The organism is Methylobacterium sp. J-059, from assembly GCF_022829485.1.
Taxonomy (GTDB): Bacteria; Pseudomonadota; Alphaproteobacteria; order Rhizobiales; family Beijerinckiaceae; genus Methylobacterium.
The window spans coordinates 107,391-129,535 of sequence record NZ_JAKSYA010000167.1 but is presented as its reverse complement, the minus strand read 5'-3'; the positions used below and the strand labels follow the sequence as shown (position 1 = coordinate 129,535).

The following is a 22,145-nucleotide window of genomic DNA, read 5'->3' as shown; positions in this document are numbered from 1 at the left end:
TGCGGATCTCGGGCAAGCCCGAGATCCGTCGGGAGGAGGGAAGAGCGCGATGTTTCGCGCGCGTCCTGGTCATCGCGCACGCTGCGGCAACCGCTGCGAAATATTTCCCAAGCAAGCCGTGCGTGATCGCAAAGCTCGTCGCCGTCGTTAGCCGCCGACACGATGTTCTCGCAAAATATAAAGTGGAACGCTTCGCGCCACGAAGGAATTGAAGGGGACCAACAGTAGAGGAAACCGCCTTGCAACGCTATCTGACCGCCATCGCGCTCGTCACCCTTCTCGGTACGGGCACCGTGTCCGCACAGACCACGACGACGGGCAACCCCGCTCCGGACGCCAAGTCCAGCGAGAAGTCCGGTGGCCAGGAAGCCGTCACGCGTCCGAACACCGACAGGCCCGACGCCGGCAAGCCCGCCACCGCCAACGCGGCCGCGCATGCCAAGCTGGAGGAAGGCGCCAACAGCTTCACGGAAGCCCAGACGCACAAGCGCCTCGAGGATGCCGGCTACAAGGACGTCCGCGGCCTGATGAAGGACGACAAGGGCATCTGGCGCGGCGACGCGATGCTGAACGGCAAGCCGGTCAAGGTCGGCGTCGACTTCAAGGGCAACGTCGCCGCGCAGTGATCGCCGTCCCCGGACGGCTGAGGCGCAGGCACGCAATTCCCACGACATCCAGGATTTGACCATGGCTCAGCAAACCATCACGGCGCTCTACGACGATTACGACGCGGCCAGCACCGCGGTGTCCCGCCTCGAGGCGGCCGGCATCTCGCACGGCGACATCAGCGTCGTCAGCAACAACGAGGGCGACCGGCATGCCGGCCGGCTCGGCATGGGCGACCATGCCGAGACTGCCCACAAGGCCGAGACGGGAGCCGGGACCGGCGCCTCGCTCGGCACGGTGGTCGGCGGCGCGACCGGCCTCCTCACCGGCCTCGGCCTGCTCGCCATCCCCGGCGTCGGGCCGGTCGTGGCGGCCGGCTGGCTGGTTGCGACCCTGACGGGCGCCGGCATCGGCGCGGCCGCGGGCGGCCTCGTCGGCGCGCTCACCGGCGCCGGGATCAGCGAGAACGACGCCCACACCTACAACGAGGGCATCCGCCGCGGCGGCACCCTGGTGACGGTGCGCACGGACGACGCCCACGCCACGACGGCGATGGACATCCTCGAGCAGCACGGCTCGGTCAACGTCGACGAGCGGTCGCAGAGCTGGCGGTCCGAGGGCTGGAGCGGCCCGGCGCTGACCGCGTCCGACCCGTCCGGCGCGACGGCGAGCCAGGGCGTTCCTTCGGGCGCGGCCGCCCGCCCCGGCGTGCGGACCTACCCCGCCAAGCCGCTCTGAGCGACGCTCAGCCTTCGATCGGCCCGTCGCCTCGGCGACGGTGCCCCCGATCAGCCCTGCGATGCCCCGGCACGCAGGGCTTTTTCATGAGGTGGGGCCGGCGAGCGGCGCGGCCGGCCTACTGCAGATCGCGCAGCAGCGGCTCGGCGACCATCCGCACCGGCGCCTTTACCGGCTTGCCGCGGCCGATCAGGATCGCGACGCGCGAGCTTTCCGGGTCGGTCTCGAAGCGGGTGCGGACCCAGGCGACCAGGAACTTCAGGTATTCGGACGCCAGCAGCTTGGTCGCCGAGGGGCTGTGCCACCAATCGGCGGCGTCGAAGCCTTCGGCGATCACCGGATGGGGCACGATCCGGTCGGCGCCCTGGAGCGCGTGGTCGAGCTCGATCAGGGTCCGCGGCATGTGGTAGTTCGAGGTCACCACCGCGACGGTGCTGAAGCGGTTGTGGCGCATCCAGCGCCGGGTCTCGATGGCGTTGCCGATGGTGTTGCGCGCGCGGTAGTCGAGGTCGACGCAGCAATCGATCCAGTGGCGCTGCGTCGGGTTGAGCCGGGCGATCTCGTCGCGGCTGGTGCGTTCGTTGACGCCGGTGATCAGCAGGCGCCGGCCGTAGCCGCCGGCCAGCAGGTCGATCGCGTCGCCGATGCGCTGGGCGCCGCCGGTCAGCGCGACGATCCCGTCGGCACGGCCCTGCGGCACCCGCTCGCTGCGGTCGAGCGCGGCGACGAAGGCGAGGAAGCCGGCGAGCAGCGCGACCGCGCCGAGGCCGGCGAGGCCGAGGATCGTCAGCGCCACCGGGCCGGCGGCCCGCGCGGCGGGCGCGGCCGCCGACATCGCCCTTGGGCGGGCGTCCCAGGCCCAGCCCGTGAGCTCGGCGCCGGGGCCGGCCTGTCTCGGATCGAAGGCGCGCGCCATACGCGTGGTCATGCTCCGGGAGAATAGCGCCGATTGCGGCGGGGCGGAGGCGGCATTTGCGGACGCAAAACCTTTCCGGAGGGTTAACGCACGGCCAAGCACTTCCGATCACGGGGATTTTCGGAACCGTTCGTCCCCGATCCCCGGCGGGGCGCGGTGCCGGACCGGCCGGACGCGCGACTCAGGCCAGGAACCGCCGCACGGTCAGCCGGGAGATCACGGCGGTGACGAGCGAGGCGATGACGCCGATCGCCATCACGCTGGCATAGCCGCGCCAGCCGATGTGGAAGGCGCCGAACAAAGCCTCGACCTCGTCGCCCGCCGGCCCCGAGCGCCAGGTGCGGGCGAGCAGCCCGGCCAGCGCGAAGGCGGCGAGCGCCGCGGCCGAGCCGATGATCCCGCCGCGCAGCCCCAGCCCGAAGAAGCGGCGCTGGAAGGCGCGGGCGATGAAGTCGTCGTCGGCGCCGACGAAGTGGAGCACCTCCACCACCTCGCGGTTTCCGGCCATGGCGCCGCGGGTGGCGAACGCCACCGCGAGGCCGGTGGCGACCAGCACCAGCGCGACGATGCCGACGCCGATGCCGACGAAGGTGTTGGCCGCGGTCGAGAGCCGCTGCAGCCAGAGCGCATGGTCGTCGAGGCTGGCGACCCCCGGCATCGCCTCGGCGAGGCCGGCGCGCAGGTGCTTGAGGTCGGGGGACTGGTCGCCGAGCTTCAGGGTGATCAGGCGCGGCACCGGCAGGTCGGAGAGGTCGAGGCCGCTGCCGAGCCAGGGCTCGAGCAGGCGCTCGGCCTCCGCCTTGGAGAACACCCGCGTCGCGGCGATGCCGGGCTCGGCCTTGGCGATGGCGTCGGCCCGGGCGATGTCGGCGTCGAGGTCGCGGCCGGGGGCCGGGCGTACCTGGATCGTCACCTCCTGCGCCACGGTGCCCTGCCACTGGCCGGCGCTCGACGCGACGATCTCGGCCGCGCCCGCGCACAGGCCCGCGAGGAAGGTGAGGATGGCGATGACGGCGGCGAGCGAGCGGCTCGCAGCCGAATCGGTCGGGACCAGGGGCGCGTTGCGCCGCAGGGTCGGGGGGAGCGCCGGATCGACCGCGGCCCTGTCCGGGGCCGTCCTGGCGGCTTGGCTGCGTTCGCGGGTCGTGTCCATCAGCCTTCGATCCGCAGGCGGCCGTCGCCGATCACCATCCGGCGGGCATCGACCGAGTCCATGATCCCGAAATCGTGGGTGGCGATGATCACCGAGGTGCCGAGCTTGTTCAGCTCGAGGAAGAGCCGCAGCAGGCGGCGCCCGAGGCTCGGGTCGACGTTGCCGGTCGGCTCGTCGGCGAGCAGCAGGTCGGGCCGGGCGATGAGCGCCCGGGCGATGGCCGCGCGCTGCTTCTCGCCGCCCGAGAGCAGCGGCGGCAGCACGTGCATGCGCTCGCCGAGGCCGACCCAGCGCAGCAGCTCAACGACCTCGGCCCGGTAGCTGGTCTCGGCCCGGCCCTGGACGCGCAGCGGCAGCGCCACGTTCTCGTAGGTCGTGAGGTGGTCGAGCAGGCGGAAATCCTGGAACACCACGCCCATGCGGCGGCGCAGGCCGGTGAGCGACGCGCTGGAGATGCCGCTGACCTCGTTGCCGAACACCGAGACCAGCCCGCGGGTCGGGCGCACCGAGAGCAGGATCAGCCGCAGCAGCGTCGTCTTGCCGGCCCCCGACGGCCCGGTGAGGAACTGGAACGAGTGCGGCTGGATGCGGAAGCTCACGTCGGACAGCACCTCCGGCCCGAGGCCGTAGCGCATGCCGACGTTCTCGAACTGGACCACAGGCCCTTCCGCCCCGGAGAGCAGGCTTTTCGTCGTCGCCGTTTCGCGCAAGGGCCCGTTCGCTCCCGTTCCGTCCCGGTCCATGCCGTCCGCACCGGGATGACCGCCGCGCATGGCCATTTCAAGCCGGCTGCCGGCGGTTTCACCGGAGCTTAACCCTAACCGAAGACGATCGCCCAAGGGTTTTCGCCGCAGGTCCCGCCCGGCTGCCCCCGCCAACGAGCGTGCCGCGTATGCTGATCGTCTGCCCGACCTGCGCCAGCGAATATCGCATCGAGACCGCCCGCGTCGGCACCGAGGGGCGTTCGGTGCGCTGCGCCGCCTGCCGCGAGACCTGGTTCGTGTCGCCGGCCGAGGTGATCGCCGCCCACGAGGCCGAGCTGCAGGCCGCCAGCCCCGGCGCCGACGAGACGGTCTCCGAGGATGCCTGGGCCGAGGCCGCCGCCGCGGTGCGCAGCGCCGCGACGGCCGACACCATCGACAACGTCCCCGCACCGCCGCGCGGCACGCGGGCGAAGAAGGCCAAGCTCGGCTACAAGCCGCTCGGCCGGAACCAGGGCAAGGGCGGGATCGCCGGGCTGTCGCCGGCCCTGGCCGCCTGCCTCGTAGTTTTGGCCGCGATCCCGCTCGCCTGCCTCGCCCGCGTGCCGGTGGTGCAGGCGCTGCCGCAGGCGGCCGGGCTGTTCGCCCGCATCGGCCTGCCGGTGAACCTGCGCGGCCTCGAGATCCGGGACGTCGCCGCCGTCCGCACCCCGGCCGACGGCGAGAAGCCGGCCGAGCTCGCGGTCGAGGGCGACCTCGTCGGCATCGCCCGCGGCGGCGTGCCGGTGCCGCCGATCAGCGTCGTGATGCGCGACGCCGCCGCGGGCGTCGTGCGGACCTACACCATCGCCCCGCCGCGCAGCCGGCTGGCGCAGGGCGAGACCGCGCGATTCGCTGGCCGGTTTTCCGATCCGCCCGAGCAGGGCCGCGGCATCGAGGTCCGGTTCTCGGATGCGGTCAAGCCGGAGACGGGCAGGCCGGAGACGGCCAGACCCGAGACGGCGAAAGCGGAGTAGGTCGCGGGCGACCGCGCCGCCGTCGATTTTCCGCCGGCGGGCCGTGGCCGGACGGCGCCGGAATAGGGTATGGAGGCGCATGACCACGCCCTCCCGACGCGTCCGCGTCCTCTTCGACGAAGCCACCATCGCCACGCGCAACGAGGCGTTGGCCCGCGAGATCAAGGCGGCCGCCCCGCAGAACCTGCTCGTGGTGGCGGTGCTGAAGGGCAGCTTCATGTTCGCCGCCGACCTGCTGCGGGCCCTGCACCGGGTCGGGCTGTCGCCGCAGGTCGAGTTCGTGCACCTGTCGAGCTACCGCACCGGCACGATCTCCTCCGGCCAGGTCGAGATCCTGCGCGACGTCCAGAGCGAGGTGCGCGGCCGCGATGTGCTGCTCGTCGACGACATCCTCGAATCCGGCCGCACGGTGGTCTTCGCCAAGGACCTGCTGATGGCCCGCGGCGCCTCGCGCGTCCTCACCGCGGTGCTGCTCGAGAAGCCGGGCAAGCGCGCGGTGCAGATCGACGCCGACTTCGTCGGCTTCACCTGCCCCGACGCCTTCGTCGTCGGCTACGGCATGGATGCGGCCCACGCCTTCCGCCAGCTCCCCTTCGTCGGCGTCGTCGACTACGACAGCCAAGATCCGGACCTGTTCGGCGGGGCCTGAACCGCGTTTCGGGACGCGGCATTTTCGCAACCCTCCGGCACTTCCAGGCTTTTCGTCCTCAAATGTCTTGACAGGACGGCCGATGTTTAGACGATCTCTAGACGTGTCCGGGCCGGACGGCCTTCCCTCGGTGGATCGAATACAGGCGACATGGCGCGCATCCTTCTGGTGGATGACGAAGAGACGGTCCGCGGCTTCCTCAAGCGAGGCCTCGAGATCGACGGCCATGCCGTGGTCACGGCGATCGACGGCAGCGACGGCCTCGACCGGCTGAACGAATCCGACGGCGCCTTCGACCTGATGCTCACCGACATCCGCATGCCGCTGATGGACGGCATCGCGCTGGCGCTCGCGGCCAAGCGCGACTTCCCCGACCTGACCATCCTGCTGATGACCGGCTTCGCCGACCAGCGCGAGCGCGCGCGCGGCCTCGACGCCATCGTCACCGACGTGCTGACGAAGCCGTTCTCGCTGGCGGACCTGCGCGCCACGGTGAGCCGGGCGCTCGCGGCCTGAGGGGCAGCCGGCGAGGCCTTGCGTCGATCCCTCCCCGTCATTCCGGGGCTGCGAAGCAGAGCCCGGAATCCAGAACCGCTGATCGTGCCTCGATCACCCGTCCCGGCGGCTCTGGATTCCGGGCTCGCCTGCGGCGCCCCGGAATGACGGAGCGCGTTGAGGGGCCGACGGTGGGATCCCTCACACCACCAGGTTCACAATCCGCCCGGGCACGACGATGACCTTGCGGGGCGTCCGGCCTTCGAGCGCCCGCCGCACCGCCTCGTCGGCGAGCACCAGGGCCTCGACGGCCGCCGCGTCGGCGTCGCGCGGGACGGTGACGTCGGCGCGCTTCTTGCCGTTGACCTGCACCGGGAGCGCGACCGTATCCTCGACCAGCAAAGCGGGGTCGAAGCCGGGCCACGGCGCCTGCGCGACCAGCCCGTCGCGGCCGAGCACCGCCCAGCAACTCTCGGCCAGGTGCGGCATCATCGGCGCGATCAGCTGGACCAGGATGCCGGCGGCCTCGCGGCCGGCCGCCGCCGAGGCGCCGCCGCGGAACGCGTCCTCGAGGGCGTTGGCGAGGGTGTAGACGTGGGCGACGCAGCGGTTGAAGCGCAGGCGCTCGACATCCTCGCCGAAGGCGGCGAGCGCCTTGTGCGCGGCCTTGCGCAAGGCCGCGTCGCCGCCGCCCGATCCGGTGGCCGAGACGGCGGCGTTCACCAGCCGCCACACCCGCTGCACGAAGCGGGCGGCGCCCTGCACGCCCTCCTCCGTCCAGATCACGTCGCGCTCCGGCGGCGAATCCGAGAGCATGAACCAGCGCGCGGTGTCGGCGCCGAAGGAGGCGATGATGTCGTCGGGGTCGACGACGTTCTTCTTCGACTTCGACATCTTCTCGATCGGGCCGATCGCGATGGGCGCCGAGGTTTTCACGTGGAACCCGCGGCGCTCGCCGTCTTCGGTCGAGAACCGCACCTCCGCCGGCGGCACCCAGGCGCCGACCGCGTCCTTGTAGGTCTCGTGGACGACCATGCCCTGGGTGAACAGGCCGGCGAACGGCTCCGAGACGCCGGACCAGCCGGTCGCCTGCATCGCCCGCATGAAGAAGCGCGCGTAGAGCAGGTGCAGGATCGCGTGCTCGATGCCGCCGATATACTGGTCGACGGCGAGCCAGCGATTCACCGCCGCCGGGTCGGTCGGCCGGTCGGCGAGCCACGGCGCGGTGAACCGGGCGTAGTACCAGGACGAGTCGACGAAGGTGTCCATCGTGTCGGTCTCGCGCCGCGCCGCCGCGCCGCAGGACGGGCACGGCACGGTGCGCCAGGCGTGGTCGCGCTCCAGCGGGTTGCCGGGCTGGTCGAACGAGACCTCCTCGGGCAGCCTCACCGGCAGGTCGGCGACCGGCACCGGCACGGGGCCGCAGGCCTCGCAGTGGATGATCGGGATCGGGCAGCCCCAGTAGCGCTGGCGCGACACGCCCCAGTCGCGCAGGCGGAACTGCACCTTGCGGGCCGCGACCGGCCGGCCGGAGAGGACCTCCGCCTCCAGGCGGTTCGCCACCGCCTCGAAGGCCTCGCCCGTCGTCATGCCGTCGAGGTAGCGCGAGTTGATCATCCGCCCGTCGCCGTCGAAGGCGGTGTCGGTGATGACGAAGCTGTCCTGATCCTGGTCCTCGGGGCAGACCACGGGGGTGTTGCCGAGGCCGTACTTGTTGGCGAAGTCGAGATCGCGCTGGTCGTGCGCCGGGCAGCCGAAGACGGCGCCGGTGCCGTACTCCATCAGCACGAAGTTCGCGACGTAGACCGGCAGCGTCCAGGACGGGTCGAGCGGATGGCGCACGGTGAGCCCGGTGTCGAAGCCGAGCTTCTCCGCCGTGTCGATCGCCGCCTGCGCCGTGCCCATGCGCCGGCATTCGTCGACGAAGGCCTGCAGCGCCGGGTTCGCGCCGGACAGGGCCGCCGCCACGGGATGGTCGGCGGCGATCGCCAGGAAGCGCGCGCCGAACAGGGTGTCTGGCCGGGTGGTGTAGACCTCGATCGCCTCGCCGACCCCCTCGACCGCCGTCGCGAGGGCGAACCGGACCTGCAACCCCTGCGAGCGCCCGATCCAGTTCCGCTGCATCAGCCGGACCTTCTCCGGCCAGCGCTCGAGACCGTCGAGCGCGTCGTAGAGATCCTGCGCGAAATCGGTGATCTTGAAGAACCACTGCGTCAGCTCGCGCTGCTCGACCGGCGCACCCGAGCGCCAGCCGCGCCCGTCGATCACCTGCTCGTTGGCGAGCACGGTGTGGTCGACCGGGTCCCAGTTCACCTTGGCGGTGCGGCGCGTGACCAGCCCCTTGCCGAGGAAGTCGAGGAACATGCGCTGCTGGTGCTTGTAGTAGTCCGGATCGCAGGTCGCGATCTCGCGGCTCCAATCGAGCGACAGGCCCATGGATTGCAGCTGCCCGCGCATCGTCGCGATGTTGGCGTAGGTCCAGTCCCGCGGGTTGGTCTTCCGCTCGATCGCGGCGTTCTCGGCCGGCAGCCCGAAGGCGTCCCAGCCCATCGGGTGCAGCACCGCGAACCCCTTTGCCCGCTTGTAGCGCGCCACCACGTCGCCCATCGCGTAGTTCCGCACGTGGCCCATGTGGATGCGCCCCGACGGATAGGGGAACATCTCCAGCACGTAGTATTTCGGGCGGGCGTCGGCGTTGTCGGTCTCGAACAGCCGCGCCTGCGCCCAGGCCTCCTGCCAGCGCGGCTCGGAATCCTTGGCGTTGTAGCGCTCGAGGGTCTGGTGGCTGGGAGGATGGGTCATGGCGTCGTCGAAAACCGGGATCGGGCGGGGCGGACCGGGGAAGCGGCGGCGTTAGCACATTCGCGGCGGGCTCGGCCAACGGATCTCGGGGCGAGGCCCGCTCTTGACCGAGACGTATCGCCAAGAGATACTAAGGGCACGAGGACGTGCCGTGATCCGCAGCTTTTCCGACGAGAGGACGCGGGCGGTCTTCCTCGGCCGCCATCCGAAGGGTTTCCCGGCCGAAATCCTGGAGACCGCGCGACGCAAGCTCCGCGTCCTGAACGCGGCGACCTCCCTCGACGGGTTGAGGCACCCGCCGGGCAACCGGTTGCACGCGCTGACCCGGGACCGGGCCGGCCAGCACGCGATTCGGATCAACGATCAGTACCGTCTCTGCTTTCGTTGGACCGCGTCCGGTCCGGAGGAAGCGGAGATCACCGATTATCACTGAGCGGCGGCATCGGGCTCGCGAGGAGGTGGGTGATGAGCATCGAATACGAGACCGACATCGTCCTGCCGCCGATGCACCCGGGCGAGGTGTTGCGCGAGGAATTCATGGTGCCGCTCGGGCTCACGGCCTACGGCATCGCCAAGGCCTGCGGCGTGCCGCGCACCCGGATCGAGCGGATCGCCCGCGAGGAGATGGGGATCAGCGCCGACACCGCCCTTCGCCTGGGACGGTATTTCGGCCTGGATCCGCAGATGTGGGTCAACCTTCAGAACGATTACGATATCGAGACCGCACGCGCCGCGATCGGCCCGGCCGTCGACAGGATCGTCCCGCTGGAACGCGAAGCCGCGTAGACAATTTGTCCGGCCGGGGACCGCCGCGGCCCCGCCCGAAGGACCCCGATGACCGACACGCCGATCGATACGCCCCCGACCTCGGAGCCGCCGATCTCCGGCAAGCCGCCCGTCGGCGAGGCCGACGTCGCCGCGGGCCTCGCCGAGGTGCTGGCCGGGATCGCCCGGGCGAGCGAGGATTGCGCGCGCGATCCCGCCGGCATCCGCCTCATCGCCGTCTCGAAGACCGTGCCGGCCGAGGGCATCCTGCCGGCCCTCGAGGCCGGCCAGCGCCTGTTCGGCGAGAACTACGTGCAGGAATCGCGGGCCAAGTGGCCCGCGCTCAAGGACCGCTACCCGGACGTGGAGCTCCACCTCGTCGGGCCGCTGCAATCGAACAAGGCGCGCGAGGCGGTCGAGCTGTTCGAGGTGATCCATTCGCTGGACCGGCTCTCCCTGGCCGCGGCGCTGGCCAAGGAGATCGCCCGCACGGGGCGCACGCCGAAGCTGCTGATCCAGGTCAACACCGGGGACGAGCCGCAGAAGGGCGGCGTCTCGCCCGACGCCCTCGACGTGCTGCTCGCCGAATGCGTTGGCACTCACGGGCTGGCGATCCAGGGGCTGATGTGCGTGCCGCCGGTGGAGGACCCGCCCTCGGCCCACTTCGCCCTGCTCGCCGCGCTCGCCCGGCGGCACAACCTGCCGATCCTCTCGATGGGCATGAGCGCCGATTACCCGGCCGCGATCCAGATGGGCGCTACCCATGTCCGGGTCGGCACGTCGATCTTCGGGGCGCGGACGCGGAAGGCCTGATCCGCGCCGGGCCGTCGCCGACAACGACGACGGAAGGTTGCCTTGGGCGAGCCGGCGGACCCTGCGGTCGCAGGGCGAAATCCGCCGCCGTCACGGACCGCCCGGAGGCTCGCCCGGCGCGGCCAAGGCCCGTGCGAAGCAGGACGGTGCCGGTGATGATCGCAAGGAAGGACGTGGTGGGGGAAGTAGGACTCGAACCTACGAAGCTTACGCAGCGGATTTACAGTCCGCCCCCTTTGCCGCTCGGGACATTCCCCCAAAGGACAGCCCATCGGGCCGCGCGGGGCCCTTATGGTGAGGGGGGGGCGGCGTGTCAACCGTGCGGCGCGGCCGGCGGCTCAGTGCCCGGCGGTGCTCGAGAAGCCGTTGATCACCACCACGCCGGCGACGATCAGGCCGAGGCCGATCAGGGCCGGGGCGTCGAGGCCCTGGCGGAACACCAGCCAGCCGACGAGCGAGATCAGGACGATGCCGACGCCCGACCAGACCGCGTAGGCGACCCCCATCGGGATCGTCCGCAGGGTGAGCGCGAGGAAGAAGAACGCGACGCCGTAGCCCGCGACCGTGATCAGCAGCGGCACCGGCCGCGAGAACCCGGCGGAGGCCTTCAGCGCGCTGGTGCCGATCACCTCGGCGACGATCGCGATCGCCAGATAGATCCAGTTCACGGCCGCTGCACTCCCGGTTCGTCGGATCGGCGGCCCATTCAGGCGTCGTCGGCCCCGAGGACGAGGCGGAGCGACCGGGCGAGCTCGTCGCGGCGATAGGGCTTGTTGAGCACCGGCAGCTCGCCACGGCCGATGACCTGGCCCTCGTCGAGGTCGGCGACGTAGCCCGAGGTGAGCAGGACCTTGAGGCCGGGCCGCAGGCGCTGCGCCTCGGCGGCGAGCTGCGAGCCGTTCATGCCGCCGGGCATCATCACGTCCGAGAACAGGATGTCGATGCGCTGGACATCCTTGAGATGGGCCAGCGCCTCGGCCGCGTTGCGCGCGACGACGACCTTGTAGCGCAGCTCCTCCAGGCTCTCGACGGCCATGGTGAGGACCTGCTCGTCGTCCTCGACGAGCAGCACGGTCTCGCCCTCGCCGGCGCGGCGCAGCGGCAGCACGCCGCGCTCGCCCATGCCCGTCTCCTCGCCGGCGGGGTCGGCCGAGCGCGGGAAGCGCAGGCGGAAGGTGGTGCCGCGCCCGACCTCGGATTCGATCGCGACGAAGCCCTTGGCGCTGCGGGTGAAGCCGTAGACCTGGCTCAGGCCGAGGCCGGTGCCCTTGCCGACCTCCTTGGTGGTGAAGAACGGCTCGAACACCCGCGCCATCAGGTCCGGCGCGATGCCGCTGCCGGTGTCGGACACCGCGATCTCGACATAGGCGCCCGGCGGCACCCCCTTGTCGGCGACGGCCGCGGTGTCGAGCCGGACGTTGCGGCTGCGGACCTCGATCCGGGCGCTGCCGGTTCCCGCCTCCATCGCGTCGCGGGCGTTGACGACGAGGTTGAGGATCGCCGCCTCGAATTGGGCGGGGTCGACACGGATCGGGTCGAGGGCGGGGTCGAGGTCGAAGGCGAGCTCGATCGCGGCGCCGGCGGCGCGCTCGGCCAGCGGCCGGAAGTCGATGAGCAGGCGGTTCGGGTTCAGCGTCTGCGGCCGCAGCATCTGCCGGCGCGAGAAGGCGAGGAGCTGCTGCGTCAGCTGCTCGCCGCGCCGGGCCGCCGTCATCGCGGCGTCGGCGAGGCGCTTGACCCGCTCGACGTTGTCGGGCTTGCGCAGGACCATGTCGAGGCCGCCGACGATGACCGTCAAGAGGTTGTTGAAGTCGTGCGCGACGCCGCCGGTGAGCTGGCCGATCGCCTCCATCTTCTGCGCCTGGCGCAGCGCCTCCTCGGTGTTGCGCTGGTCGGAGCGGTCGAGGACGATGCCGGCCATGCGGACCGGCGTGCCGTCGGCGCGGTATTCCGCCCGGCCCTTGGCCGCGATCCAGCGCACGGCCCCGTCGGGGCGCACGATCCGGTATTCGATGTCGAGCGTCCCCGCCCGCGCCGCCTGCGCGAAGGCCGCCGTCACCGCCTCCCGATCCTCCGGGTGGACGTGGGCGAGGAAGGTCTGCCGGCCCCAATGCGGGAGCGGCGCGTCGTAGCCGAAGATCGCGTCGTGGCGGGCCGACCGGCGGGCGGTGTCGGTGAGGAGGTCGAGGTCCCAGGTTCCCATGCCGGCGGAATCGAGGGCGAAGGCCAGGGTCTCGCGGGCGGCCTCGACCTCGCGGGTGCGCTCGGCGACTCGCCGCTCCAGGGTCTCGTTGGCGACGCGCAGGCGCTCCTGGTCCTGTTCGCGCTCGCGGATGTGCCCGCGCGCCTGGTACTGGCGCCGCCGCACCCGCAGCGCCGAGGCGACGGCGCTGATCAGGGTCTCGGCGTTGATCGGGCGCTCCAGCAGCACGACGTTGCCGAGGCGCTCCACCATGGCCGCCCCCCGCGCCGGGCGGCGCCCCGCCTGGCGCGTCGCCAGCATGATGAACGGGAAGTCCGACCAGGGCGGCTGGCGATCGATCCAGGCCGCGAGAGCGTCCGGGTCGACCTCGGCCAGCGCCTCCTCGGTGACGATCGCCGAGCCGGCCGAAGCCTCGAGGCCGGCGAGCCACGCGGCCCCGTCGGCGCAGACCGTGGCGGCGGTGCCAGACTTGGCCAGCAGCTGCTCCATCACCACCGCGTCGCGTCCGCGCGGCGCCAGGATGAGGACGCGGGTCTCGTCGGGGCCGGGCCGGCTCATTCCGCCGTGTTGCTGCGCAGCATCGCGACCTTGCCGCCGTAGGCGGGCAGGCCCGAGAGCACGCCCTCGAAGTCGGTCAGCGTCTCCCCGATCTGGATCCCGTTGCGGGAGAGCCTCAGCTCGCGGATCGTGCGCTCGTGCGCGTTGACCCGGCTCTTGACCGCCGAGAGCGCGGTGCGGACCTCGCCCTTGGCCTCGAAGTAGCGGAACAGGAGGATGCCGTCGCTGAGATAGCTCAGGTCGATGTCGGAGCGGACCTCGCCGATGACGCCGTGCTGCCCGAGAACCAGCAGGGTCGTGACGCCCTTCTGGTTCAGGTAGGTCAGCAGCTCGTGCATCTGCAGGATCAGGAACTGCTCGCCCGGCATCGCGTGGATGTAGGCGTTGAGGCTGTCGACGACGACGCAGGACGCGCCGTCCCGCTCCACCGCCTCGCGGACGCGGCAGGCGAACTCGCCCGGCGCCAGCTCGGCCGGATCGATCTGCGCGATGCTGAGGTCGCCGTCGGCGATGTGCGGCTGCAGGTCCATCCCGAGGATGGCCGCGCGCGCCAGCAGGGTCGCCCGGCCCTCGTCGAACAGGAAGTAGGTGGCCTTCTCGCCCCGCTCCAGGGCCGCCAGCATGCAGCGCACCGCGGTCGTGGTCTTGCCGGCCCCGGACGGCCCGAGCAGCAGCGTGTTGGTGCCGCGCACCAGCCCGCCGCCGAGCAGGAGGTCGAGGCCCGGCGCGCCGGTCGTGACCGTCACCGGCGCGAAGTCGGCGTGGTGCTCGGCGGCGATCAGGCTCGGGAACACCTCGATCCCGCCGGTCTCGAGGACGAAGTCGTGGTACCCGCCCCGCGCTTTCACGCCGCGCATCTTCAGGACGCGGAGGCGGCGCCGTCCCGCGCCGAACTCGCGCGGGGTGTGCTCCAGGAGCAGGACGCCGTGCGCGATGCTGTGGAGCTGCACGTCGGTGGTGCCGTCGTCGAGCAGGAACACCGTGCAGCCCCGCGCCGCGAAGAGCTGCTTCAGCGCCAGGATCTGGCGGCGGTAGCGCAGCGGGTTCTGGGCGAGCAGCCGCAATTCGGACAGGCTGTCGAACACCACGCGGTTCGGCTGCAGCGCGTCCACCCGCTCGATGACCTCGCGGACGGTCTCGCCGAGCTCCACCTCGGAGGGGTGCAGGATCGACTGCTCGCTCTCGGGGTCGAGGCCGAGCTCGTTGACGAGCTCGTAGAGCTCGACGCCGTCGAGCGACCAGCCATGCGACGCCGCCGAGGCCCGCAGCTCCTCGGCGCTCTCCGACAGGGTGACGTAGAGGCTCTTCTCGCCGTGCGCGACGCCGTCGAGCAGGAACTGCAGGGCGAGCGTGGTCTTGCCGGCGCCGGGCGTGCCCTCGAGCAGGTAGAGCCGCCCCTTGGTCAGGCCGCCGGACAGGACGTCGTCGAGCCCGGCGATCCCGGTCGACAGGGTGTCCCGGACGTAGGGGGCGGCGCGCGGTGTCTGATCAGTCGTCATCGTCATCACGCAGGGTGGATCGGGCGCTCGGCCGGCGGCCCCTGAGGGAGTGCTTTGCCTCAGGAACGGCCCTGCCTCAACGCGGCAGCCGTCGATAGGTCCCGAGACCCTCGGATGGCGGGCACCGCGGCGATGGTCCGGACCGGCGCCGGATCACGCCCGGCGTCGCGGCTGCACCTATGCCGCAGCACCATCGGGCGGCGCCGGACGTTGCCCGTGACCGGATTCCGACGATCTCCCGCAAGGCCCCCATGCTTCGACTGCTCATCGCGGACGGCAACACGCGCGACGACCGCGCCCAGCACGTCGCGGTCACCGGCCGCACCTCGGCCGAATCCTACGCCGACGTCGTCCACGCCTATCGCCCGGAGGCGCAATGCCGGCTGCTCAGCCCGGCCGACGCCGACGCCGCCCTGCCCGACGGCACGGCGCTTACCGCCTACGACGGCGTGATCTTCACCGGCTCGCCCCTGAAGGTCGGCGAGCGCAGCCCGGCGGTGACGCGCCAGTGCGACCTGATGCGCGCGGCTCTGGAGGCCGGGCTGCCGGTGTTCGGCTCGTGCTGGGGGACGCAACTGGCCGCGGTCGTCGCCGGCGGCGACGTCGGCCCCAATCCGCGCGGGCCGGAATACGGCTTCGCCCGCCGCATCACGGCGACGGCGGAGGGCCGCGGCCACCCGCTGCTGTCGGGCCGGGGCGCGGCCTGGGACGCGCCGGCGATCCATTCGGACGCGGTGATCGCGCCGCCGCCGGGCGCGCGAGTGCTGGCCGGGAACGCGCTGCTCGAGGTGCAGGCGATCGAGATCCCGCACGGCGGCGGCCTGTTCTGGGGCACGCAGTACCACCCCGAGCTCGACTTCGACGAGCTCGCGGCGATGCTGCGGGTCAGCGCCGCGGACGTGGTCGAGGCCGGCCTTGCGCCCGATGCCGCCGCGGTCTCGGCCTATGCCGCGGAGATCGCCGCGCTCCACGCGGGCGGCGCGGCGGCCGGCCCGCTCGCCTGGCGGCACGGGCTCGGCGCCGACGTCCTGGAGCCGGACCAGAGACGCCGCGAGATCGGCAATTTCCTCGACCGGCTGGTCGAGACGGGTGCCGGCGCGCCTTAGGCCGCCTCGGCCATGGCGCCCGCGTCCGGCGACACCTCGTCGGTGTGCACGTCGAACTGCATCAGGTAGGCGGTGCCGAAGCTGGTGGTGAGCGCGCAGTCCGTCGCGTCGCGCCCGCGCGCCATGACGATGCGGGCGATGCGCGGCGTGTTGTGGCGGGCGTCGAACGTGTACCAGCGATCGCCGAGATAGACCTCGAACCAGGCCGAGAAATCCATCGGCGCCGGGTCCTTCGGCACGCCGATGTCGCCGAGATAGCCGGTGGCGTAGCGGGCCGGGATGTTCATGCAGCGGCACAGCGCGATCGCCAGGTGGGCGAAGTCGCGGCAGACGCCGACGCGCTGGACGTAGCCGTCATGGGCGGTGCGGGTGTTGTCGGCCAGCTGGTAGTCGAACCGCAGGTGGTTGTGGACGAAGTCGACGATCGCCTGCACGCGGGCCCAGCCCTCCGGCGTCGCGCCGAACAGCGACCAAGCGGTGGCAGAGAGCTTGTCGGTGTCGCAGTAGCGCGAGTCGAGGAGGAACGGCAGCACGTCGTCGGGCAGGTCCTGCACCGGGTGCTGGCGGGCCTGCGGCGCGAACGCGTCGGGCTCGCCGGAATCGCCGATGGTGAAGTCGGCCGACATGGTGATCCGGCCGCCCGGCGCGACGATGCGGGTGCAGACGTTGCCGAAGGCGTCGACGTGCTGCGTCGCCGGCACCGGCGGATCGAAGGCGATGACCTCGGGCGTGACGAGGTCGGCCCGGCGCTCCGGCCGCACGTTCAGCAGCAGGTTCATCGGGGTCGGGCCGAAGGTGTTGAAGGCGATGGTGAAACCGGTCTGGACGAGCATCGTAGATCCGTGGAAGCCGCGCGTGGTGTCGCAGGTAGGGTCGCAGGTAGCCGTTGAACACCGAGCCGATACGCGAGGTTCCGCAGATCAGGCGTGCTTCCGGCGCAGGTTCTGCCCAGATTAAAGGCAGTCTTCATCGCTCGAGCCGCCGACGTTGCTGCCGGTCGACAGACCTCGTCATCCGCAGACGAAGGTGTCGGCCCGGGCTCGAGCCTCGGCACGGGTCCGATCCGGCCGGCCCACGCGCCGAAGCTCCGGACGCCCGGGACGCGCGGTCGGCCCGATTTCCGTGCCGGCCCGCCGACTGGCTCTGATGATGCATCCGGGGCGGGGCATCGATCCATCGGCCCCTCGGGATGTCATGACCGTTCCTCCGCATTCCCCCAGGCCCGTCGGGGCGATCCTTCGCGGCGCCGGGGCCGACGCCCGCCCCGCGCCGGGCCGCGGGTCCCGCGCATGAGCGAGGCGATCGCCTGGGCGGAGCGCCGCCGCATCGCCGAGCAGGCGCGCGGCGAGCGGGCATGGTCGCTGTGGGGGCCGTATCTCAGCGAGCGGCAATGGGGCACCGTGCGCGAGGATTACAGCCGCGACGGCAACGCGTGGCGCTCGCTCACCCACGAGGAGGCCCGCTCGCGCGCCTACCGCTGGGGCGAGGACGGGCTCGCGGGGATCTGCGACGAGCGCGGGCAGCTCTGCCTCGGGCTCGCCCTGTGGAACGGGCGCGACCGCATCCTGAAGGAACGCCTGTTCGGCCTGACCAACGAGGAGGGCAACCACGGCGAGGACGTCAAGGAGATCTACCACTACCTCGACGCGGTCCCGAGCCACGCCTACCTGAAGTTCCTCTACCGCTATCCGCAGGGGGCCTACCCCTACGAGGACCTCGTGCGCGAGGGGCTGCAGCGCAGCCGCGAGGTGCCGGAATACGAGATCGAGGAGACCGGCCTGTTCGAGGGGTCGCGCTTCTTCGACGTGACGGTGGAATACGCCAAGTCGGACGTCGACGACGTCCACGCCACGATCACCGCGACGAACCGCGGCGCGGATGCCGCCGATCTCCACCTCGTGCCGCAGCTCTGGTTCCGCAACACCTGGTCGTGGCGGAACGACGGCGCGCTGCCGCGGCCCCGGATCGCGCGCCATCCGGAGGGCGGCATCGCCTGCGAGCACCCGCGGCTCGGGCGCTACCGGCTGGCCTTCGAGGGCGAGCCCGAGGTGCTGTTCTGCGAGAACGACACCAACCTGCGCCGGCACGCCGGCCAGCCGGAGGCCGAGGGCCCGTTCAAGGACGGGCTCCACGCCGCGATCGTCGAGGGCGACGCCGCGGCGGTCCGCCGCGACGCCGGAACCAAGCTCGGCCTGCACTACGCGCTTCGCCTCGCGCCCGGCGAGACCCGGCGGGTGCGCCTGCGGCTCTCCGCCGGGACGCGGACGCGCCCGATCGACGCCGACGACGCCGTGCGCGACCGCCGCATCGCCGAGGCGGACGCGTTCTACGACGACCTGCAGGACGGAATCGCGGATGCGGACGCGCGCGCGATCTTCCGGCAGGCCTCCGCCGGGTTGATCTGGTCGAAGCAGCTCTACGCCTACGACGTGCGGCGCTGGCTGCAGGGCGACCCGCTCCAGCCGGTGCCGCCGCGGGAGCGCGACGGCGGCCGCAACACGCAGTGGCGCCACTTCGCCGCCTCCGACGTGCTCTCGATGCCCGACAAGTGGGAATATCCGTGGTTCGCCGCCTGGGACCTCGCCTTCCACTGCCTGCCGCTGGCGCTGCTCGACCCGGACTTCGCCAAGAAGCAGCTCCTGCTGCTGACCCGCGAATGGTACATGCACCCCAACGGCCAGCTCCCGGCCTACGAGTGGGAGTTCTCCGACACCAACCCGCCGGTCCACGCCTGGGCGACCTACCGGGTGTTCGAGATCGACCGCGACCGGCGCGGCGGCCGCGGCGACCTCGCCTTCCTCGAAGGCGTCTTCCACAAGCTGCTGATCAACTTCACCTGGTGGGTGAACCGCAAGGATGCCGGCGGCCGCAACGTGTTCCAGGGCGGCTTCCTCGGGCTCGACAACGTCGGCGTGTTCGACCGCTCGCGCCCGCCGCCGGGCTTCGGCATGGTGCACCAGGCCGACGGCACCGCCTGGATGGCGATGTACGCGCTCAACATGATGCGCATCGCCCTCGAGCTCGCGCTCCACAACGACGTCTACGAGAGCACCGCCTCGAAGTTCTTCGAGCACTTCCTCCTCATCGCCGAGGCGATGACCGACATGGGCGGCGAGGGCTTCGGCCTCTGGGACGAGGAGGACGCGTTCTACTACGACGAGGTCGACATGCCCGGCGGCGGGATGCTGCCGCTGCGCGTGCGCTCGATGGTCGGGCTCGTGCCACTGTTCGCGGTGGAGGTGATCGAGCCCTTCGTGCTCCAGCGCCTGCCGGACTTCGCCCGGCGCCTCAACTGGCTCCTGGAGAACCGCCCGCACCTCGCCTGCCTGGTCTCGCGCTGGGACGAGGGCGGCGTCGGCGACCGAAAGCTGCTGTCGCTGCTGCGCGGCCACCGGATGAAGGCGCTGCTGCGGCGCATGCTCGACGAGGCCGAGTTCCTCTCGCCCTTCGGCGTGCGCTCGCTCTCCAAGGCGCACCGCGACCAGCCCTACGTGCTCAACGAGTTCGGCGCCTCCTTCACGGTGCGCTACGACCCGGCCGATTCGACCTCGAACATGTTCGGCGGCAACTCGAACTGGCGTGGGCCGGTGTGGATGCCGACGAACTACCTGATCATCGAGGCGCTGCGCCGCTTCCACTCCTATTACGGCACCGACTTCCTGGTGGAGTTCCCGACCGGCTCGGGCGCGATGTGCACGCTGGCCGCCATCGCCGACGCCCTGCAGGAGCGCCTGATCGGCCTGTTCGCCAAGGACGCGGAGGGCCGCCGCCCGGTCCACGGCGCGCGCGCGCCGATCCCGTCGGCCGAAGGCGCCGAGGAGGCGCTGCTGTTTCACGAGTTCTTCGACGGCGACACCGGCCGCGGTCTCGGCGCCTCGCACCAGACCGGCTGGACCGCGCTGATCGTCAACCTGCTGCACCACCGGGCGCAGCGCGGGGGTGCCTAGGGCATCGTCCAGCGGGGCGGGTCCCGGCGGGGCTTTCGCACGGTGCGCTCCGCCCGGGATCCCTGCGTGGACGCCCGCGATTGGCGGACGCGGCCGCGGGATGTCATCATGGGCGACGCGATCGGGACAGGTTCGCAGGCACGGGCTTCACGTTGACGGGATGACGGGTCAGGCTTCGAACCACCGCGCCGCGTGGCTTCCGCAGAACGGATTCGCCGCCCGCATCGCTTCCGCGCGCCAGCTTCAGAGCTTCAACGACCTGAGCAGCTTCGCGATCAACTTCGACGTGCTCCGCTCGGTCAAGCCCGACATCCAGATGATCGGCAGCAAGGGCAGCACCCTGTGCTTGTGGGAAACCCGCTCGTCCAGCGGCTTCATCAGCAAGCCCAGGGTCGATTCCGACATGATGACGGTCCGATTCATCGCGAACGGGCACATCACCTACCGCAATCATGCGGGCAGGACGCGCGGCACGCCGAAACATGCGACCCTCGTCGGCTTCGAGGAGGTCGGCGAGATCCAGGCCTCGCAGGCCTTCAACGCGATCAACGGCACGATCACGTTCGAAGCGCTCGCGGCCGCCAACGCCGCGCTGACGGGCGGACAGCACGGCGTGCCGTCCTTCGAGCCGATCGCCGATGTCTCGACGCCGGGCATGATCGCCCTGTTCCACATGATGCGGCAGGTGCAGCGCCGCGGGCAGGCGTCGGATCGCGGCGGCGACATCGCGTTTCCGCTGATCCAGAAGATCCTCAGCTATCAGCTGCTGTCCGTCTGGCCGAAGCGCGCGCGCGTGGCACCGGCCCCGGCGACGGACGCCTCCGCGTCGCGCTTCGGCATCGCTCTCGAGTTCATCGAGGCGAACCTCTCGCGGCCCATGACCCTGTCGCTCATCGCGACGGCGGCCGGGCTCAGCGTCCGCTCCCTCCAGAGCCAGTTCCGTCAACGGATGGGGCAGACGGCGATCGCGTTCATCACCGAGCGGCGGCTCGCGCGCACCCACGAGGACCTGACCTCCGCCTTCGATCCCGAGATCACGATCGCGGAGATCGCCCGGCGGTGGGGCTTCGTGCACATGAGCGACTTCGGGCAACGCTACAGGCGTGCCTATGGGCGCACGCCCTCCGAGGCACGGCGCGATGCCGGCCCGCGGGACTGACCCTGCGCCCGCCTCACGGCGCCCACTGCCAGAACACCGAGCTTTTGAACGAGAATACGGTCTCGCCGCGCTGGTTGACGCCGACGTTGTCGGCGAAGGCGAGGCCCCAGCCGGGGCGGGAGGCGGAGGCGCGCTTGTCGGTGAGCGTCGTGGCGTAGCGCACGGTGTCGCCGGCATAGACGGGCTTCAGCCAGCGCATGTCGCGAAAACCCGGCGACGGGCCGGTGGTCGGCGCCTGCCCGCGGGCGGCGGTGTGGGCGTGGTCGCGGGCGCGGGTCGCGAGCAGCCGCTTCATGTAGGCCGCGGCCGTGTGCCAGCCCGAGGCGCACAGCCCGCCGAAATGCGTCGCCTTGGCGGCCTCGGGATCGGTGTGGAACACCTGCGGGTCGTAGGCGCGGCCGAAGGCCAGGATCGCGTCGGCCGGGAAGGCGTAGGCGCCGAGATCGCGGGTCGCGCCGATCGCCGCGTCCTTCAGGAACGGCAGGATCTCGGCGTCGTCCGGCTCGACCACCGCGGGCGGGACGCCGGTCTCTACGATCCGCGGCGGCGCCGGCTCGGCCCCGCGCCGGGCGAGCATCACGGTGAAGGCCTGGGTCATCACCGCCTCGCCGCGGCCGTTCTCCAGGGTGAGCAGGCAGGCGGCGAAGCCCCGGTCGGGCTTCGAGGCCGAGGCGCGGGTCTCGTCGACGCGCAGGGTGGCGGAGAGCGTATCGCCCGGCAGCACCGGCTTCAGCCAGCGCAGCTCGGCGATGCCGGGCGATCCGAGCGAGGAGTGCCCGCCCATCGGCCCGGCCTGCAGCAGCCGCATGCCGAGGGAGGCCGTGTGCCAGCCCGACGCGATCAGCCGCCCGGCGAAGGTCGTCTCCGCGAGCCGCTCGTCGAGATGGAACGGCTGCGCATCGAACGCGCGGGCGAAGGCGACAATGTCGTCGCGGCTCACCGTCAGCGGCGCGCCGGTGCGGACCTGGCCGGCGGCGAAATCCTCGAAGTGGAGGCCGGACGTGTCGGGGCCGGGCATG

21 protein-coding genes and 1 tRNA gene are annotated in these 22,145 nt (G+C 71.6%); 12 read left to right on the top strand and 10 right to left on the bottom strand.

What is annotated here, in order from left to right:
* The 3 genes from MKK55_RS25750 to MKK55_RS25740 all read left to right on the top strand — a co-directional run.
* Positions 1–212: hypothetical protein (locus tag MKK55_RS25750; protein ID WP_243938372.1), on the top strand; the 212-nt coding region annotated here is incomplete at its 5' end.
* A gap of 27 nt (positions 213–239) precedes the next feature.
* Positions 240–626 carry a hypothetical protein gene (locus MKK55_RS25745; RefSeq protein WP_147729483.1) on the top strand — a complete coding sequence of 129 codons (387 nt, stop codon included), beginning with the start codon at positions 240–242 and terminating at the stop codon, positions 624–626.
* Between the two features lie 61 nt (positions 627–687).
* The gene (locus MKK55_RS25740) at positions 688–1,344 is read left to right on the top strand and encodes a hypothetical protein (RefSeq protein WP_243938370.1); all 657 of its coding nucleotides are present in this window, start codon (positions 688–690) and stop codon (positions 1,342–1,344) included.
* A 118-nt stretch (positions 1,345–1,462) separates the two neighbouring features.
* Here MKK55_RS25740 and MKK55_RS25735 read toward each other — a convergent pair whose 3' ends face one another.
* The 3 genes from MKK55_RS25735 to ftsE all read right to left on the bottom strand — a co-directional run bounded on the left by MKK55_RS25735 (position 1,463) and on the right by ftsE (position 4,156).
* Positions 1,463–2,260, bottom strand: a complete 798-nt coding sequence (locus tag MKK55_RS25735) for a YdcF family protein (RefSeq protein WP_243938368.1) — start codon at positions 2,258–2,260, stop codon at positions 1,463–1,465.
* Positions 2,261–2,441: 181 nt separating this feature from the next.
* Positions 2,442–3,413, bottom strand: coding sequence for a cell division protein FtsX (locus MKK55_RS25730; protein WP_147842704.1), 972 nt, complete (start codon positions 3,411–3,413; stop codon positions 2,442–2,444).
* On the bottom strand, positions 3,413–4,156 hold the full coding sequence (gene ftsE / locus MKK55_RS25725; protein WP_147729645.1) for a cell division ATP-binding protein FtsE: 744 nt from the start codon (positions 4,154–4,156) through the stop codon (positions 3,413–3,415). Before ftsE ends, MKK55_RS25730 begins: the two co-directional genes overlap by 1 nt.
* A 149-nt stretch (positions 4,157–4,305) precedes the next feature.
* Between ftsE and MKK55_RS25720 the strand changes: the two genes are divergently transcribed.
* The 3 genes from MKK55_RS25720 (at position 4,306) to MKK55_RS25710 (ending at position 6,295) form a co-directional block, all read left to right on the top strand.
* Positions 4,306–5,130, top strand: coding sequence for a zinc-ribbon domain-containing protein (locus tag MKK55_RS25720; protein WP_243938366.1), 825 nt, complete (start codon positions 4,306–4,308; stop codon positions 5,128–5,130).
* 79 nt (positions 5,131–5,209) lie between these two features.
* Positions 5,210–5,779 (top strand): hypoxanthine phosphoribosyltransferase, encoded by a 570-nt coding sequence (hpt, locus tag MKK55_RS25715; protein ID WP_147727220.1) that lies wholly within the window; start codon positions 5,210–5,212, stop codon positions 5,777–5,779.
* Positions 5,780–5,929: 150 nt separating this feature from the next.
* Positions 5,930–6,295 (top strand): response regulator, encoded by a 366-nt coding sequence (locus tag MKK55_RS25710; RefSeq protein ID WP_147727221.1) that lies wholly within the window; start codon positions 5,930–5,932, stop codon positions 6,293–6,295.
* 180 nt (positions 6,296–6,475) lie between these two features.
* Here MKK55_RS25710 and leuS read toward each other — a convergent pair whose 3' ends face one another.
* Positions 6,476–9,076, bottom strand: a complete 2,601-nt coding sequence (gene leuS, locus MKK55_RS25705; RefSeq protein ID WP_243938364.1) for a leucine--tRNA ligase — start codon at positions 9,074–9,076, stop codon at positions 6,476–6,478.
* Positions 9,077–9,227: 151 nt separating this feature from the next.
* On the opposite strand from leuS, the gene MKK55_RS25700 reads away from it, so the two are divergent.
* The 3 genes from MKK55_RS25700 to MKK55_RS25690 are packed head-to-tail and all read left to right on the top strand — an operon-like array spanning position 9,228 to position 10,654.
* Positions 9,228–9,509, top strand: a complete 282-nt coding sequence (locus MKK55_RS25700; RefSeq protein WP_243938362.1) for a type II toxin-antitoxin system RelE/ParE family toxin — start codon at positions 9,228–9,230, stop codon at positions 9,507–9,509.
* 32 nt (positions 9,510–9,541) lie between these two features.
* Complete coding sequence (locus tag MKK55_RS25695) at positions 9,542–9,862, top strand: HigA family addiction module antitoxin (RefSeq protein WP_243938360.1); 321 nt, start codon at positions 9,542–9,544, stop codon at positions 9,860–9,862.
* 48 nt (positions 9,863–9,910) lie between these two features.
* Positions 9,911–10,654, top strand: a complete 744-nt coding sequence (locus MKK55_RS25690) for a YggS family pyridoxal phosphate-dependent enzyme (RefSeq protein WP_243938358.1) — start codon at positions 9,911–9,913, stop codon at positions 10,652–10,654.
* Positions 10,655–10,828: 174 nt separating this feature from the next.
* On the opposite strand, the gene MKK55_RS25685 is transcribed toward MKK55_RS25690, so the two are convergent.
* The 4 genes from MKK55_RS25685 to MKK55_RS25670 form a co-directional block, all read right to left on the bottom strand.
* Positions 10,829–10,912: transfer RNA gene (locus MKK55_RS25685), tRNA-Tyr, on the bottom strand.
* Between the two features lie 80 nt (positions 10,913–10,992).
* On the bottom strand, positions 10,993–11,322 hold the full coding sequence (locus MKK55_RS25680) for a DMT family transporter (RefSeq protein ID WP_147842700.1): 330 nt from the start codon (positions 11,320–11,322) through the stop codon (positions 10,993–10,995).
* 38 nt (positions 11,323–11,360) lie between these two features.
* Positions 11,361–13,415, bottom strand: a complete 2,055-nt coding sequence (locus MKK55_RS25675; protein ID WP_243938356.1) for an ATP-binding protein — start codon at positions 13,413–13,415, stop codon at positions 11,361–11,363.
* The gene (locus MKK55_RS25670) at positions 13,412–14,914 is read right to left on the bottom strand and encodes an ATPase domain-containing protein (protein WP_243938354.1); all 1,503 of its coding nucleotides are present in this window, start codon (positions 14,912–14,914) and stop codon (positions 13,412–13,414) included. The genes MKK55_RS25675 and MKK55_RS25670 overlap by 4 nt, the downstream gene beginning before the upstream one ends.
* A 251-nt stretch (positions 14,915–15,165) precedes the next feature.
* Between MKK55_RS25670 and MKK55_RS25665 the strand changes: the two genes are divergently transcribed.
* Positions 15,166–16,020 (top strand): type 1 glutamine amidotransferase, encoded by an 855-nt coding sequence (locus MKK55_RS25665; RefSeq protein WP_243938352.1) that lies wholly within the window; start codon positions 15,166–15,168, stop codon positions 16,018–16,020.
* Here MKK55_RS25665 and MKK55_RS25660 read toward each other — a convergent pair.
* Positions 16,017–16,853 (bottom strand): transglutaminase-like domain-containing protein, encoded by an 837-nt coding sequence (locus MKK55_RS25660; protein WP_243938350.1) that lies wholly within the window; start codon positions 16,851–16,853, stop codon positions 16,017–16,019. The two genes, MKK55_RS25665 and MKK55_RS25660, sit on opposite strands and share 4 nt — an antisense overlap.
* 456 nt (positions 16,854–17,309) lie before the next feature.
* Here MKK55_RS25660 and MKK55_RS25655 point away from each other — a divergent pair, with 456 nt between their 5' ends.
* Together MKK55_RS25655 and MKK55_RS25650 are read left to right on the top strand one after the other, a co-directional pair.
* Positions 17,310–19,967 carry an MGH1-like glycoside hydrolase domain-containing protein gene (locus MKK55_RS25655; protein WP_147727240.1) on the top strand — a complete coding sequence of 886 codons (2,658 nt, stop codon included), beginning with the start codon at positions 17,310–17,312 and terminating at the stop codon, positions 19,965–19,967.
* 160 nt (positions 19,968–20,127) lie between these two features.
* The gene (locus MKK55_RS25650) at positions 20,128–21,126 is read left to right on the top strand and encodes an AraC family transcriptional regulator (protein WP_243938348.1); all 999 of its coding nucleotides are present in this window, start codon (positions 20,128–20,130) and stop codon (positions 21,124–21,126) included.
* A gap of 13 nt (positions 21,127–21,139) precedes the next feature.
* Here the strand turns inward: MKK55_RS25650 and MKK55_RS25645 are convergent, their stop codons facing one another.
* Positions 21,140–22,144, bottom strand: coding sequence for a MaoC family dehydratase (locus tag MKK55_RS25645; protein WP_243938346.1), 1,005 nt, complete (start codon positions 22,142–22,144; stop codon positions 21,140–21,142).
* Position 22,145: the final 1 nt, after the last annotated feature.

Bases quoted from the DNA above. Each gene is read 5' to 3' on its own strand.
- MKK55_RS25740 (WP_243938370.1), top strand. From the start codon at position 688: ATGGCTCAGCAAACCATCACGGCGCTCTACGACGATTACGACGCGGCC.
- MKK55_RS25735 (WP_243938368.1), bottom strand. From the start codon at position 2,260: ATGGCGCGCGCCTTCGATCCGAGACAGGCCGGCCCCGGCGCCGAGCTC.
- MKK55_RS25730 (WP_147842704.1), bottom strand. From the start codon at position 3,413: ATGGACACGACCCGCGAACGCAGCCAAGCCGCCAGGACGGCCCCGGAC.
- ftsE (WP_147729645.1), bottom strand. From the start codon at position 4,156: ATGGACCGGGACGGAACGGGAGCGAACGGGCCCTTGCGCGAAACGGCG.
- MKK55_RS25720 (WP_243938366.1), top strand. From the start codon at position 4,306: ATGCTGATCGTCTGCCCGACCTGCGCCAGCGAATATCGCATCGAGACC.
- hpt (WP_147727220.1), top strand. From the start codon at position 5,210: ATGACCACGCCCTCCCGACGCGTCCGCGTCCTCTTCGACGAAGCCACC.
- MKK55_RS25710 (WP_147727221.1), top strand. From the start codon at position 5,930: ATGGCGCGCATCCTTCTGGTGGATGACGAAGAGACGGTCCGCGGCTTC.
- leuS (WP_243938364.1), bottom strand. From the start codon at position 9,076: ATGACCCATCCTCCCAGCCACCAGACCCTCGAGCGCTACAACGCCAAG.
- MKK55_RS25695 (WP_243938360.1), top strand. From the start codon at position 9,542: ATGAGCATCGAATACGAGACCGACATCGTCCTGCCGCCGATGCACCCG.
- MKK55_RS25690 (WP_243938358.1), top strand. From the start codon at position 9,911: ATGACCGACACGCCGATCGATACGCCCCCGACCTCGGAGCCGCCGATC.
- MKK55_RS25675 (WP_243938356.1), bottom strand. From the start codon at position 13,415: ATGAGCCGGCCCGGCCCCGACGAGACCCGCGTCCTCATCCTGGCGCCG.
- MKK55_RS25670 (WP_243938354.1), bottom strand. From the start codon at position 14,914: ATGACGACTGATCAGACACCGCGCGCCGCCCCCTACGTCCGGGACACC.
- MKK55_RS25665 (WP_243938352.1), top strand. From the start codon at position 15,166: ATGCTTCGACTGCTCATCGCGGACGGCAACACGCGCGACGACCGCGCC.
- MKK55_RS25660 (WP_243938350.1), bottom strand. From the start codon at position 16,853: ATGCTCGTCCAGACCGGTTTCACCATCGCCTTCAACACCTTCGGCCCG.
- MKK55_RS25655 (WP_147727240.1), top strand. From the start codon at position 17,310: ATGAGCGAGGCGATCGCCTGGGCGGAGCGCCGCCGCATCGCCGAGCAG.
- MKK55_RS25650 (WP_243938348.1), top strand. From the start codon at position 20,128: ATGACGGGTCAGGCTTCGAACCACCGCGCCGCGTGGCTTCCGCAGAAC.
- MKK55_RS25645 (WP_243938346.1), bottom strand. From the start codon at position 22,144: ATGCCCGGCCCCGACACGTCCGGCCTCCACTTCGAGGATTTCGCCGCC.